This is a genomic window from Magnetospirillum sp. (genome assembly GCA_027532905.1).
Taxonomy (GTDB): domain Bacteria; phylum Pseudomonadota; class Alphaproteobacteria; order CACIAM-22H2; family CACIAM-22H2; genus Tagaea.
Genome location: JAPZUA010000002.1, coordinates 526,403 through 541,724, shown reverse-complemented (window position 1 = coordinate 541,724; position 15,322 = coordinate 526,403). Strand labels below are relative to the sequence as shown.

4 protein-coding genes are annotated in these 15,322 nt (G+C 63.6%); 3 read left to right on the top strand and 1 reads right to left on the bottom strand.

What is annotated here, in order from left to right; translation table 11 throughout:
• Positions 1-25 precede the first annotated feature (25 nt).
• From O9320_10585 to O9320_10575, 3 genes are all read left to right on the top strand, one after another.
• On the top strand, positions 26-403 hold the full coding sequence (locus tag O9320_10585; protein MCZ8311292.1) for a DUF393 domain-containing protein: 378 nt from the start codon (positions 26-28) through the stop codon (positions 401-403).
• 21 nt (positions 404-424) lie between these two features.
• Positions 425-1,363, top strand: a complete 939-nt coding sequence (locus O9320_10580; protein ID MCZ8311291.1) for an NAD(P)-binding protein — start codon at positions 425-427, stop codon at positions 1,361-1,363.
• Between the two features lie 225 nt (positions 1,364-1,588).
• Positions 1,589-3,205, top strand: coding sequence for an ABC-F family ATP-binding cassette domain-containing protein (locus tag O9320_10575; protein ID MCZ8311290.1), 1,617 nt, complete (start codon positions 1,589-1,591; stop codon positions 3,203-3,205).
• Positions 3,206-3,215: 10 nt separating this feature from the next.
• Here O9320_10575 and O9320_10570 read toward each other — a convergent pair whose 3' ends face one another.
• The gene (locus O9320_10570) at positions 3,216-15,230 is read right to left on the bottom strand and encodes a calcium-binding protein (GenBank protein ID MCZ8311289.1); all 12,015 of its coding nucleotides are present in this window, start codon (positions 15,228-15,230) and stop codon (positions 3,216-3,218) included.
• Between the last annotated feature and the right edge of the window lie 92 nt (positions 15,231-15,322).

Sequence of the window (15,322 nt, the reverse complement as noted above, 5' to 3'; positions counted from 1 at the left end):
TTGTTCCGCGATCGAGAAACAGCACATGACATCCGAACGACCCAGAACAACGGCTTACTACGACGGCGCCTGCCCGCTTTGCCGCGCCGAGATCGCCTATTATCGGCGCCAGGACAAGACCGGTGCGGTCTGCTTCGTCGATGTCACCGCAGCCGATGCCGCCACGCCCGAGGGCGTTACGCAAGCGCAAGCGCTGCAGCGGTTCCATGTCCGCGCCGACGACGGCCAAGTTCGCTCGGGCGCTGCAGCGTTCGTTGCGATCTGGACGCAGTTGCCGGGCTGGCGCTGGGCCGCGCGCGTCGCCGCGTTGCCGGGCGTCTTGCCTCTTCTGGAACTGGGCTATCGCTTATTTCTTCCGATCCGTCCCTATGTTTCGCGCCTTGCCGGGGGCAGACGTACCTAACCTTCCGAGGAAAACAGAGTCATGCGAATTGGAATCGTCGGGGCCGGCATGGCAGGCCTTGCCTGTGCCGAAAGGCTGTCGCGGCAGAACTACGCGGTGCAGTTGTTCGATAAAGGGCGCGGTCCAGGTGGCCGCATGTCGACGCGGCGCATTTCGACCTCCGCCGGCGAAGCTTCCTTCGACCATGGCGCCCCCGCTTTTACGGCCAGCGACCCCGCCTTTCGGCAACGGGTCGATGCGTGGATCGCGGCGGGTCTGGCTGCGGCCTGGCCGGCGGCGGGTCCGGCTTCCTATGTCGGCGTGCCGACGATGGGCGCGCCGATCCGGCAGATGGCAGCCGCCCAACCGGTACGGTTTGCCCAACGCGTGCTGCGGATCGACGCGACAGATCTAGGCTGGCGCTTCGTTCTCGACCAGGGCGAAGCGATCGACGTCGATCTTGCTGTCATCGCGACCCCAGCCGAACAGGCAAGCGCGCTGTTGAAACCGATCGCACCGGTGTTTGCGGCCCAGGCCGCTGCGGTGCGGAGCATAGCTTGCTGGACCGTGATGCTCGCCTTTGACGAAAAACTAGCGGCGGACATCGATTGGCTCCAAGGCGGCCCAGGCGACGCGATTGGATTGGCGGTACGCAACAATGCCAAGCCCGGACGCACAGGTCCCGACGCTTGGGTCCTGCAGGCTACGGCCGAATGGTCGCGCGCGCATGTCGAAGCGGACCCGGACTGGATCGCCGACGCGCTGACAGCTGCCTTCGCCATGCGCATCGCCGCTGTATTGCCGTCACCAATAGCGCGCGCGGCGCATCGCTGGCGCTACGCCAACCCGGTTGCAGCCGGCCCTGGCATCATGTTCGATGCGACCCAAAAGCTCGGCGTATGCGGCGACTGGCTTTTGGGCCCCGGCGTAGAAGCCGCTTGGCTGTCGGGAAATTCACTTGGCGCCCGTATCGCGGGCTAAGCCAACGCATCGGCTCGGTGCTTACGGTCTGCCGCTTGCCGAAAAATGGGGAATCAAATGGTGCGCAGTCTCGGCCCGCCTTGCGATCCAAATGCGGTCGCCAGGCGCTAAGATATCCTCGAGAAAATGCGCAGCCGCAAGCGGGGCATTGCAGAATGACCTTCAAAGGCATGGACGGGTGCGGACTCGAATGTCTAAGGTCCCGGCCTTGGAGTGCAGGAACACATGATTCGTCTCGACAACATCAGCAAGCAGAACGGCCAGCAGCTTCTCTTCATCGAAGCGTCGGCAGCCCTCCTCAGGGGCGAGAAAATCGGTCTCGTCGGTCCCAACGGGGCCGGCAAGACGACAATCTTCCGCATGATCGCGGGGCGCGAGCAACCCGACGAAGGCCAAGTATCGACCGATCGCGGCATCTCAATCGGCTATTTCAGCCAGGACGTGGGCGAAATGTCCGGCCGCAGTGCCGTGGCCGAGGTGATGGACGGTGCCGGTGCGGTGAGCGCGGTCGCGGCGGAATTGAAAGCGCTCGAGGCCCGCATGGCGGATCCCGACGCCGAAGATTTCGAGCAGGTCCTCGAACGCTTCGGGGAAGTGCAGGCGCGCTTCGAAGAGCTTGGCGGCTACGCGCTCGAGAGCCGGGCGCGCGAAACGCTGGCCGGCCTCAGCTTCAGCCAGGAGATGATGGACGGCGACGTCGGCGCATTGTCGGGCGGCTGGAAAATGCGCGTGGCGCTGGCCCGCATCCTGCTGATGCGCCCCGACGTGATGCTGCTCGACGAGCCCAGCAACCACCTCGATCTTGAAAGCCTCATCTGGCTCGAAGCCTTCCTCAAGGGCTACGAGGGCGCGTTGATGCTGACTTCGCACGACCGAGAATTCATGAACCGCATCGTCGACAAAGTGGTCGAGATCGACGGCGGCACGCTGACGACCTATTCGGGCAACTACGAATTCTACGAGATGCAGCGAGCGCAGAACGAGAAGCAGCAACAAGCGCAGTTCGAGCGCCAGCAGGCCATGCTCGCCAAGGAAATCAAGTTCATCGAACGCTTCAAAGCGCGCGCGTCGCACGCCGCCCAGGTGCAGAGTCGCGTCAAAAAGCTCGAGAAGATCGATCGCGTCGAACCGCCCAAGCGGCGCCAGACGGTCGCGTTCGAATTCATGGCGGCACCGCGATCGGGTGACGACGTGGTCGTGCTGCGGAACGTTCACAAGCGCTACGGCAACCGGACCATCTACGAAGCGCTCGATTACACGATCCGCCGCCGCGAGCGCTGTTGCGTGCTCGGCGTCAACGGGGCGGGCAAATCGACGCTGCTAAAGCTGGTCGCGGGCACGACAAAACCCGACACCGGAAGCGTGGCGCTCGGCGGCAGTGTCAAGATGGGCTATTTCGCCCAACATGCGATGGATCTTCTCGACGGCGACCGCACGGTCTTCGAATCGCTGGAAGGCTCGTTTCCGCGCGCAGGCCAAGGATCGCTGCGCACGCTGGCAGGCTGCTTCGGCTTTTCCGGGGACGAGGTGGAAAAGAAATGCCGCGTTCTCTCGGGCGGCGAAAAGGCGCGCCTGGTCATGGCGCAGATGCTCTACGATCCGCCGAACTTCCTCGTGCTCGACGAGCCGACGAACCATCTCGACATGGCAACTAAGGAGATGCTGATCGCCGCTCTCGCGAACTACGAGGGCACGATGCTGTTCGTCTCGCACGACCGGCGGTTCCTCGCGGCACTCTCCAATCGGGTGCTCGAACTCACCCCCGAAGGCATCCACCGCTACGACGGCGGCTACACCGAGTACGTCGCACGCACCGGCCAGGAAGCGCCCGGCCTGCACTGACCGCCGGCCATCAGCTGTGGAATACGAAGTCGGCGGCCATGCCTCCGGTGATCGTCGTGACTCCCAGCAACGTAACTGTCGTTCCGGAGCCGAGACTGATCGTCGCATTGCCGCCCGAATAGGTCGTTGCGGACTGGACGTCCGTTATGCTGGCAAAAGACGCGAAGGCGGCAATGTCGATCTGGTCGGTACCCGAAACGAAGCCGGATACCGTGTCCGCACCGCTGCCCATCACGAACGTGTCGGTGCCCGCCCCGCCGGTCAACGAATCGTTGCCGCCGCTGCCGACCAGCGTGTCGTTGCCGTCGCCGCCGATCAGCGTATCGTTGCCGGATCCGCCGTCGATGCGCGCACCCGTGCTGCCAGCGACCGTGATGTTGTCAGCAGAATTGCCGCCGGTGATCGTCTCGACATCGGTTGCCGTGATCCTGTTGGCGAAATTGCCGAGGCGAAGCGCGTCCGACCCTGCCCCCAAATCGATCTGACCGGCCGTCGACGCATTGCCGAGCGTGACGGTATCGGCATCGGTACCGCCGACGATGGTTTCGACGTTTGTAATCGTCAGCGTGTTGGCGCTGTCGGACAATGTCAAACGGTCGGTGCCGGCCCCGAGATCGATCGAGCCTGCGGTCATCTGCGCGCCGAGCGTGACCGTATCGGCTGCACCGCTGCCGATCAGCGTTTCGACGTTCGAAACCGCGACGGTGTTGCCCGTGGTTCCACCCAGTGCCAGACGGTCATTGCCGCCCGCAAGGTCGATGGACCCGCTTGTCGTCGCGGTCGATAGTACGATCGTGTCGGCAAGCGTGCCGCCTGTAAGCGTTTCGACGTTCGCAACCGCAATCGTGTTGGCGAAGTTGCCGAGCGCGAGCGCATCGCTGCCGTCGCGCAGATCGATCGAGCCCGTCGTCATCGCAGCGCCGAGCGTCGCCGTGTCGTCGCCGGATCCGCCGATCAGGGTTTCGACGTTCGCGACCGTCAGCGTATTGGCGAAGTTGCCGAGCAGCAAGCGGTCGTTGCCGGCTCCCAGATCGATCGTTCCCGAAACGGCAGCCGTCCCGAGCGTGACGGTGTCGGCGCGCGTGCCCGCGACAAGGGTTTCGACATTCAGCACCGTCACCGTGTTGGCGAAATTACCGAGCACGAGGCGGTCGTTGCCCGCCAGCAGATCAATGGTACCCGACGTCACGGCCGTGCCGAACGTGATCGTGTCGTTGTCGGTGTTGGCGACAACGGCTTCGACGTTCAGCACCGTGAGCGTGTTGGCCGAGCTGTCCAGGATCAGGCGGTCGGTGCCGGCACCGAGATCCACGATGGCCCCCGATTGAGCGCCAACCAGCGTCACCGTATCCGCACCTGCACTGCCGACAAGCGTTTCGACGTTGGCGACCGATACGGTGTTGCCAGACGTGCCGCCCAAAACCAAACGATCGTTGCCGTCCGAAAGATCGACCGATCCGCTCGCCAATGCGGAACCGAAGGTGACCGTGTCCGCCAGCGTTCCGCCGGTGACGGTTTCGACATTCGCGACCGTCAGCGTGTTCGCGAAGTTGCCGAGCACGAGCGCGTCGTTGCCGCCCCGCAGATCGACGGTGCCCGAGCCCATCGCCGTGCCGATCGTCACAGTGTCTGCGGCAGTACCGCCGACCAAGGTCTCGATATTTGCGACCGCAAGCGTGTTGACGAAATTGCCGAGCGTCAAACGATCGGCGCCTGCCAGCAGATCGATCGTGCCGGCCGTCATCACCGTGCCGAGCGTGACCGTATCCGCGCGCGTGCCGGCAACCAGCGTTTCGACGTTGAAAACCGTCAGCGTGTTGTTGAAATTGCCGAGCACCAAGCGGTCGCTGCCGTCCAGAAGATCGATGCTGCCCGAGACGATAGCCGTACCGAACGTGATCGTGTCGTCGTCGGCATTGGCGGTCAAAGTTTCGACGTTGAGAACCGTAAACGTGTTGGCGACCGCATCGAGGATCAGGCGGTCGTTGCCGGCCCCGAGATCGATCGTGGTGCCTGCCTGGCTGCCGACCAGCGAAACCGTGTCGGCGCCGGAACTGCCGACGATCGTCTCGATGTTCGAGATCGTGACCGTGTTGCCGGAACCGCCCAGAATCAGTCGATCATTGCCGGACATAAGATCGACGGACCCGCCGACGATCGCGGCGGCGAGCGTAACCGTATCTGCGAGCGATCCGCCGGTGACAGTCTCGACATTGGCCACGGTCAGGGCGTTGGCGAAATCGCCGAGAACGAGCGCATCGTTGCCGCCGCGCAGATCGACCGTGCCCGAGCCCATCGAGGTCGCGAGTGTGGCCGTGTCGTCCGCCGTGCCGCCGACCAAGGTTTCGACATTCGCGACCGCCAGGGTATTGGCGAAGTTGCCGAGCGTAAGGCGGTCGTTGCCGGCCAACAGATCGATGGTGCCAGCCGTGATCTCCGTGCCGAGGGTGATCGTATCGGCCCGCGTCCCGGCAACCAGCGTTTCGACGTTGAAAATCGTGACGGTATTGGCGAACTGGCCCAGCACCAGACGGTCGTTGCCGTCGAGCAGATCGACTGTGCCGGATGTAATTGCCGTGCCGAACGTGACCGTATCGTCGTCGGAATTAGCGACCAGCGTTTCGACATTCAGCAGCGTCACTGTGTTGGCCGTCGCGTCGAGGATCAGGCGGTCGTTGCCGGCCCCCAGATCCACCGTGGTGCCCGTCTGGCTGCCGAGCAGCGTGATCGTGTCCGCACCCGTGCTGCCGATCAGCGTTTCGACATTCGCAACGGCGCCCGTATTGCCGGCTGTGCCGCCCAGGACGAGGCGATCGTTGCCGTCCATCAAGTCGATCGTGACGCCCGACTGGATGCCAGCACCGAGTGCGACTGTATCCGCAAGCGATCCGCCGGTAACGGTCTCGACGTTCGTGACCGTTATCGTATTGGCGAAGTCGCCGAGCACCAGCGCATCGTTGCCGACCCCAAGATCGATCGAGCCCGAAGCCATCGCCGCAGCGATCGTCACCGTGTCGGCACCGGTACCGCCAACCAGCGTTTCGACGTTGCTGGCCGTCAGCGTATTTCCGAGGTTGCCGAGCACGAGGCGATCGGCCCCCGCCCCCAGATCCACCTCGGTGCCCGATTGGCTGCCCGCCAGCGTGACCGTGTCGGCGCCGGCCGCACCAATCAGCGTCTCGACGTTCGCGACCGTAAGCGTGTTCGCGGCACTGGACAGTACGAGACGGTCGTTGCCGCCCGAAAGGTCGATGCTGCCGGACACAATGGCCGTACCCAGCGCAATCGTATCGTCGTCGGTGCTGGCGACCAATGTCTCGACATTCAGCACCGTCAGCGTGTTGGTCGTGCTGTCGAGGATCAGGCGGTCGTTGCCCGCCCCCAGATCCACAGTGCCGCCGGATTGCCCGCCGACCAGCGCCACCGTGTCGGCACCCGTACCGCCGATTATGGTTTCGACATTCACGACCGTCAGCGTGTTGGCGAAATTGCCGAGCACAAGCCGGTCGTTGCCCTCGAGCAGATCGACCGTGCCTGCCGTCGCCGCCGCACCGAGCGTGACCGTGTCGTTGTCGGTATTGCCGACCAGGGTTTCGACGTTCAGCACCGTGATCGTATTTGCGGCAGTGTCGAGGATCAGCTGGTCGTTACCCGCCCCCAGATCCACCGACGCGCCCGATTGAGTGCCGAACAGCGTGACCGTATCGGCACCGGTGCCGCCGACGATCGTTTCGACGTTCGATACCGTGACTGTGTTGCCTACCGTGCTGCTGGCCAGCACCAAGCGATCGTTGCCTGCGACAAGGTCGATCGAAGCGCTCGTCGTCGCCACGCCCAGCGTGACCGTGTCAGCCAGCGAACCGCCGACGACCGTTTCGACGTTGCTCGCCGTGAGCGTGTTCGCGAAATTGCCGAGGGCGAGCGAATCGTCGCCGTCGCCCAGATCGACCAAGCCCGTCGTCATCGCCGTGCCGATCGTCACCGTATCGCTCGTGGTACCGCCGACGAAGGTTTCGACATTGGTTGCCGTCAGCGTGTTCTCGAAATTACCCAGCACCAAGCGGTCGTTGCCGGCCCCGAGATCGACAGCACCGTCGAGCATCTGGGTTGCCAGCGTGATCGTGGCTGCAAGCGAGCCGCCGACGACCGTTTCGACATTGAGGACAGTCAGCGTATTGGCGAAATTGCCCAGCACGAGACGGTCGTTGCCGTCGCCCAGATCGACCGTCCCGGCCGTTATCGCGGTCGCGATCGACACCGTATCGTCTTCGGTGCCGCCGACCAAAGTTTCGACGTTGGCGACCGTCAACGTATTGGCCTGATCGCCGAGCGCCAAACGGTCGTTGCCGCCCAGCAGATCGACGGTGCCCGATACGACCGCCGTTCCGAGCGAGATCGTATCGGCACCGGCACTGCCGACCAGCGTTTCGATGTTGAAAACGGAAATCGTGTTGCCCGAAGTGCCGCCCAGCACGAGCCGATCGCTGCCGCCCGAAAGATCGACGGTCCCGCTGGTTACAGCGGCACCCAACGTAACAGTATCGGCAAGCGAACCGCCGGTCAGCGTTTCGACATTCGCGACGGTCAGCGTATTTGCAAAGTCGCCCAAGAACAGCTGGTCGGTGCCCGCGCCCAGATCGATCGAGCCTGCACTCAACGCCGCGCCGATCGTAACCGTGTCGTCGGTCGTGCCGCCGACCAAAGTTTCGACGTTCGATGCCGTCAGTTCATTGGCAAAGTTGCCGAGCGCAAGGCGGTCAGCCCCCGCCCCCAGATCGACCGAACCGTCGATCGCCTGCGTGCCCAGCGCCACCGTATCGGCAAGCGATCCGCCGATCAGCGTTTCGACGTTCGTCGCCGTCAGCGTATTGGCGAAGTTGCCCAGCACAAGACGGTCGCTGCCGTCGAGCAGATCGATGGTGCCGCTCGCCACAGCCGAGCCGAATGTAATCGTATCGTTGTCGGTATTGGCGACGAGGGTTTCGACGTTCAGCACCGTCACCGTGTTGGCCACGGTGTCGAGGCTCAGGCGGTCGTTGCCAGCCCCCAGATCCACGGTCGTGCCCGATTGGCTGCCGATCAGCGCGATCGTGTCGGCGGCCGCACTGCCGATCAGCGTTTCGACATTCGCAACGGCACCCATGTTGGCGGCACTGCCGCCCAAGATCAGCCGATCGTTGCCCGCTCCCAGATCGATCGTCGCCCCCGCACCGATGGCCGAGCCCAGCGTGACCGTATCCGCAAGCGATCCGGCGACGACTGTTTCGACGTTCGTGAGCGTCAGCGTATTGGCGAAATCGCCAAGCACGAGCGCGTCGCTGCCCGCACCGAGATCGACCGAACCGGCACTCATCGCGGAAGCGAGCGCCACCGTGTCGGCGTCGGTTCCGCCGACGATGGTTTCGACGTTGCTCGCCGTCACCTCGTTGGCAACATTGCCCAGCACCAACCTGTCGGCACCAGCACCAAGATCGACCGTGGTCCCCAACTGGGCGCCGACGAGCGTGACCGTGTCGGCGCCAGAACCGCCGACCAGCGTTTCGACGTTCGCGACAGCGAGGGTATTGGCCGCCGTCCCGCTCGCCAGCACGAGGCGGTCGTTGCCGTCCGAAAGATCGATACTGCCTGCCGTCATTGCCGAGCCGAGCGTGACGCTGTCGTTGCCCGTGTCGGCGATCAAGGATTCGACGTTCAGCAGCGCAAGCGTATTGTCCGCACCGGCGCTGTTGAGGATCAGGCGATCGTTGCCGGCCCCCAGATCCACCGTCGTGTCGGACTGGCTGCCAACCAGCGTAACCGTATCCGCACCCGAACTGCCGACCAGCGTTTCGACATTCGCGACGGCAATGGTGTTGCCTGCGGTTCCGCCCAACACCAAGCGGTCGCTGCCGGCCGCAAGATCGATCGACCCGCTGGCAAGCGAGGCCGCGAGCGTGACCGTATCGGCAAGCGATCCGCCGGTCAGCGTTTCGACGTTTGTGGCCGTCAGCGTATTGGCGAAATCGCCCAAGGTCAGCCTGTCGGTGTCGGCGCCGAGATCGATCGATCCAGCCGTCATCGACGTGCCGATTGTTACCGTGTCGTCTTCGGTGCCACCGACCAAGGTTTCGACATTGGCGACGGTCACCGAGTTCGGGAAATTGCCCAGCACAAGTCGGTCGTTTCCGGCACCAAGATCGACCGATCCGTCGAGCATGCGGCTGCCCAAGGTGATCGTATCGGCAAGCGAACCACCGGTCAGCGTTTCGACGTTAGTCGCCGTCAGCATATTGGCGAAATTGCCGAGCACCAAACGGTCGTTACCCGCCAACAAATCTACGGCGCCCGTGGTGATGGCGGTGCCAAAGGTGATCGTGTCGTTGTCGGTATTGGCGACCAAGGCTTCAACATTCAGCAAAGTCAGCGTGTTGGCCGTCGCATCGAGAATCAGGCGGTCTTCGCCCGCCCCCAAATCCACCGTCGTGCCCGACTGAGCACCAACCAGGGAGACCGTGTCCGCACCCGTGGCACCGACGATCGTTTCGGCATTCGCGACCGTGACCGTGTTGGCGGCCATGCCGCTCGCCAGCACGAGCCGGTCGTTGCCCGCCAGCAGATCGACGGTGCCGGCCGTGACGGCCGTGCCGAACGTGATCGTGTCGTTGTCGGTATTGGCGACCAGCGTCTCGACATTCAGCACCGTCAGCGTATTGGCCGTGGTGTCGAGGATCAGGCGGTCGTTGCCCGCCCCCAGATCCACCGTCGCGCCCGATTGGCTGCCGACAAACGTAACTGTATCGGCACCCGAACTGCCGACGATCGTTTCGATGTTCGCGACCGTCAGCGTATTGCCAGACGTGCCGCCCAGAACCAACCGATCATTGTCGGCCAATAGGTCGATCGAACCATTCGCCTGCGCCGCACTCAGCGTGACTGTGTCGCCGAGCGCGCCGCCCGTGAGCGTTTCGACGTTCGCGACGGTCACCGTGTTGGCAAAGCTGCCGAGCGATAGCGTATCGTTGCCGGCCCCCAGATCGACCAGCGCCGACGCTGCCGCCGAACTGACCGCCACGGTGTCGGCCGCCGTGCCGCCGGCGACGGTTTCGACGTTGGCGACCGTCAGCGCGTTCGCGGAGTTGCCGAGCACGAGACGGTCTGCACCCGCACCCAAATCCACGGATGTGCCCGACTGGCTTCCGAGCAACGTGACGGTATCCGCACCGGACCCGCCAACGAGCGTTTCGACATTCGCAACCGCGACGGTGTTGGCGCTTGTGCCGCTTGCCAGCACAAGGCGATCGTTGCCGGCAAGAAAGTCGATGGTGCCGGCTGTGATGGCTGTGCCGAACGTGATGCTGTCGTTGCCGACGCCGGCGATCAAAGTTTCGACGTTCGACACAATCAACGTGTTAGCCGCCGAGTCGAGAACCAAGCGATCGTTTCCCGCCCCCAGATCGACGGTCGTGCCGGACTGGCCGCCAACCAGCGTGACCGTGTCCGCACCCGCACTGCCGATCAAGGTTTCGACATTGAGGACCGTGATCGTGTTGGCGGAAGTGCCGCCGAGAACCAAGCGATCGCTGCCGGCCGCAAGATCGACGGACCCGCTCGCCACCGCAGCACCCAGCGTGACCGTATCGCCGAGCGCGCCGCCGGTGAGCGTTTCGACGTTCGCAACCGTCACCGTATTGGCAAAGCTGCCGAGGACAAGCGCGTCGTTGCCGCCCAAGAGATCGACCAAACCTGTCGTCATGGCTGTCGTGATGGCGACCGTATCTTCGTCGGTCCCGCCGACCAGCGTTTCGACGTTCGCAGCCGAAAGTTCATTGTAGAAATTGCCGAGCGCCAAGCGGTCGTTTCCCGCCCCCAGATCGACCGAGATGCCGAGCTGGCTGCCGACGAGCGTTACCGTATCGTTGGCAGTGCCGCCGACCAGCGTTTCGACATTCGCAACCGCGAGCGTGTTGCCCGCCGTGCCGCTCGCCAGCACGAGGCGGTCGTTGCCGCTCGAAAGATCGACGCTGCCGGCCATCACGGCGGTACCGAACGTCACACTGTCGTTGCCGGTATCGCCGAGCACGGATTCGACGTTCGTGACCGTCAGCGTATTCGCGGCCCCGGCACTGTTCAAAACCAGGCGGTCCAAGTCGGCGCCCAGATCCACCGTGGAGCCCGACTGGCCGCCGACCAGCGTTACGGTATCCGCTCCCGCACTGCCGATCAGCGTTTCGGCGTTAGCGACGGTAATCGTATTGCCGGACGTGCCGCCGAGCGTCAAGCGATCGTTGCCGGCCGCAAGATCAATCGACCCGCGCGTCATCGCAGCACCCAGCGTGACCGTGTCGGCAAGCGCACCGCCGGTCAGGGTTGCGACGTTGCTGACAGTGAGCGTATTGGCGAAACCGCCCAGCACAAGCGCATCGTTGCCGCCGCCAAGATCGATGGAGCCCGCAGTCATTGCCGTGCCGAGCGTCACGCTGTCGTCGTCGGTGCCGCCAAGCAAGGTTTCAACGTTGCTGACAGTCACTTCGTTGTAGAAATTGCCCATCACGAGGCGGTCGTTGCCGGCCCCAAGATCCACAAGGACGCCGAGCTGCGTGCCGGCCAGCGTGACGGTATCCGCAGCAGAGCCGCCAACCAAGGTTTCGACGCCCGCGATCGTGATCGTGTTGCCGACCGTACCGCCCGCCAATGTGACGCGGTCGTTGCCGGACTGAAGGTCGATGCTGCCGCTCGTTAGGGCCGTGCCGAACACGATCGTGTCGTTGTCGACATTGGCGATCAAGGTTTCGACGTTCAACACGGTCAGCGTATTGGCCGTCGTATCAAGGACGAGGCGATCGCTGCCGGCACCCAGATCCACCGTGGAGCCTGTCTGGCTGCCAACCAAAATGACGGTATCCGCACCGGAACTACCGACGATCGTCTCGGCGTTAGCGACCGAAACCGTATTGCCCGCGCCGCCGCCCAGCACCAAGCGATCGTTGCCGCCCAACAGATCGACGCTGCCCGAAGTGACGGATGCGCCGAACGTGACCGTGTCGTTGCCAGTATCGGCGACCAAGCTCTCGACGTTCAACACCGCGAGCGTATTGCCAAGACCGAGACTCTGCAGGATCAGACGATCGGCACCTGCCCCCAGGTCCACCGTGGAATTCGATTGGCTGCCGACAAGCGTCACTGTATCCGCACCGGCACTGCCGATCACTGTTTCGACATTCGCCACGTCAACCGTATTTCCGGACGTGCCGCCGAGAACCAGACGGTCATTGCCGGCCAAAAGATCGACGGAACCGCTCGCGAGCGCAGCGCCAAGCGTGACCGTGTCGGCAAGCGAAGCACCCGTGATCGTTTCGACGTTCGCGACCGTCAGCGTGTTGGCAAAACTGCCGAGGGCGAGCGCATCGTTGCCCGCACCGAGATCAATCGTGCTCGAACCTGCTGCCGCCGAGAGCGTCACGGTGTCGTCGCTCGTGCCGCCGAGCAGCGTTTCGACATTGCCTACCGTCAGCGTATTGGCAAGATTGTCGAGCACCAAGCGGTCGGCCCCCGTCCCCAGATCCACCGCCGTGCCCAACTGGGCGCCGACCAGCGTGACCGTATCGGCACCGGTGCTGCCGATCAGAGTTTCGACATTCGCGACCGTGAGCGTGTTGGAAGCCGTGCCGTTCGCGAGAACCAGTCGGTCGTTGCCGTCCAGCAGGTCGATGCTGCCCGACAGCACGGCCGAGCCGATCGTGACCGTATCGTTGTCGCTGTTGGCGACCAATGTTTCGACGTTCAGCACGGTGAGTGTGTTGGCCGTGGTGTCGAAGATCAGCCGGTCCGCACCGGCCCCCAGATCGACCGTGGCGCCTGTCTGGCCGCCAACCAGTGCGACCGTATCCGCACCCGTACCGCCGACGATGGTTTCAATATTGGAAACGGTCAGCGTGTTGGCGAAGTTGCCAAGAACGAGACGATCGTTGCCGGTCGAAAGGTCGATCGTGCCGTTGGACGCCGCCGAACCCAATGTGACCGTATCGGCAAGCGTCCCGCCGGTGATCGTTTCGACGTTCGTGGCCGTAGCCGTATTGGCAAAGTTGCCGAGCGCAAGCGCGTCGTTGCCCGCCCCCAAATCGATCCGGCCCAAATTTATTCCGGCCCCGAGCGTTACCGTATCGTCGGATGTGCCGCCGACCAACGTTTCGATATTGCTTGCCGTCAGCGCATTCGCGAAATCGCCGAGCACGAGACGGTCGTTACCCGCCCCCAAATCCACACTGGTGCCCGATTGGCTATCGGCCAGCGTGACCGTGTCGGCGCCGCTGCTGCCGATCAGTGTTTCAACATTTACGACCGCGACGGTATTGGCAAATGTGCCGCCCGACAGCACGAGGCGATCGTTGCCTGCCAGCAGGTCGATCGTACCCGAGGTGACAGCCGTACCGAACGTGACAGTGTCGTCGTCGCTGTTAGCAACCAAAGTCTCGACGTTCAGCACCGTGACCGTGTTCGCCGCAGCGTCGAGAACCACGCGGTCAGTACCGGCTCCCAAATCCAAGGTGATGCCCGCTTGGCTGCCGACGAGCGCGATCGTATCCGCCCCGGCGGTACCGATCAGCGTTTCGACATTCGCGACCGAAACCGTGTTGCCGGAGGTGCCGCCCAGCACAAGGCGATCGTTGCCGGCCAAAAGATCGACCGAGCCGTCCGTCAGAGCGCTGCCCAGCGTAACCGCGTCGGCAAGCGTTCCGCCCGTCAGCGTCTCGACATTTGCAAGCGACAGCGTGTTGGCAAAATCGCCCAGGACGAGCGCGTCGTTGCCGGCACCGAGATCGATCGAAGCCGCATTCAGCGCCGCCGCGATCGTGATCGTGTCGCTATCCGTGCCGCCGACCAATGTCTCGACATTGGCCACCGCCGCTGTGTTGGCAAAGTTGCCGAGCGCCAGACGGTCGTTGCCCGCCAGCAGATCGACGGTACCGGATACGACAGCCGTGCCGAACGTGATCGTATCCGCACGCGTGCCGGCGACGAGGGTTTCCACGTTGAAGAGCGTCGCCGTATTGTTGAATTGGCCCAGCACCAGACGGTCGTTGCCGTCGAGCAGATCGATCGTGCCGGACGTGACGGCGTTACCGATCGTGATCGTATCGTCGTCGGCGTTGGCGACGAGCGTTTCGACGTTCACCACCGTCAGCGTGTTGGGAGCCGCATCGAGGACGAGGCGGTCGAGGCCTGCGCCCAAATCGACCGTGCCGCCGGTCTGGCTGCCGACCAGCACGACCGTATCGGCGGCGGCGCTCCCGATCAGCGTTTCGACGTTCGAGACGGTAATTGTGTTGCCGGCACTGCCGCCGAGAATCAGTCGATCGTTCCCGTCCGAAAGATCGATGGAGCCGCTCGTCGTTGCGGTGCTCAGTGTCACCGTGTCGGCAAGCGAGCCGCCCGTCAGCGTCTCGACGTTCCCGACCGTCAGCGAATTCGCGAAACCGCCGAGAACGAGCGCGTCATTGGCCGCCCCGAGATCCACGACGCCGGAAGCCATCGCCGTCGTGATAGTCACGGTATCCGCACCCGTACCGCCCATGAGGGTTTCGGCATTGGCCACGGTGAGTTCGTTGGCAAAATTGCCCAACACGAGGCGGTCGTTGCCGGCAAGCATGTCGATGCTGCCCGACGCGATCGCTGTGCCCAGCGTGATCGTGTCTGCGCGGGTCCCTCCGAGCAGCGTTTCGACGTTGCGGACCGTCAGCGTATTGTTGAAATTGCCCAGAACGAGTTGGTCGTTGCCGTCGAGAAGATCGAGGGTTCCGGCCGTCACGGCAGTACCGACCGTGATGGTGTCGTTGTCGCTACCGGCGACCAACGTTTCGACGTTCAGGACCGTGACCGTGTTCGCCGCGTCATCGAGGATCAGCCGGTCAGCACCTGCTGCCAGATCGACGGTGACGCCCGATTGGCTGCCAACCAGCGTAACCGTATCGGCACCGGTACCGCCGATTATCGTGTCGGCAACGGAATAGCTATAGGTGCCACCGGAATTTCCAAGCGATATCGGCATTGTCCACCTAATTGGCTAAGTCGTCTTCTGACAACAAGAAAAACTTATAGCACCTCTAAGATGGTTAAAGAAAAGGCTTTTTGCGGGCCGAA

What these genes read in the sequence shown, in the direction of transcription:
- O9320_10575 (MCZ8311290.1), top strand. Translation starts at nt 1,589, where the DNA reads ATGATTCGTCTCGACAACATCAGCAAGCAGAACGGCCAGCAGCTTCTC.
- O9320_10585 (MCZ8311292.1), top strand. Translation starts at nt 26, where the DNA reads ATGACATCCGAACGACCCAGAACAACGGCTTACTACGACGGCGCCTGC.
- O9320_10580 (MCZ8311291.1), top strand. Translation starts at nt 425, where the DNA reads ATGCGAATTGGAATCGTCGGGGCCGGCATGGCAGGCCTTGCCTGTGCC.
- O9320_10570 (MCZ8311289.1), bottom strand. Translation starts at nt 15,230, where the DNA reads ATGCCGATATCGCTTGGAAATTCCGGTGGCACCTATAGCTATTCCGTT.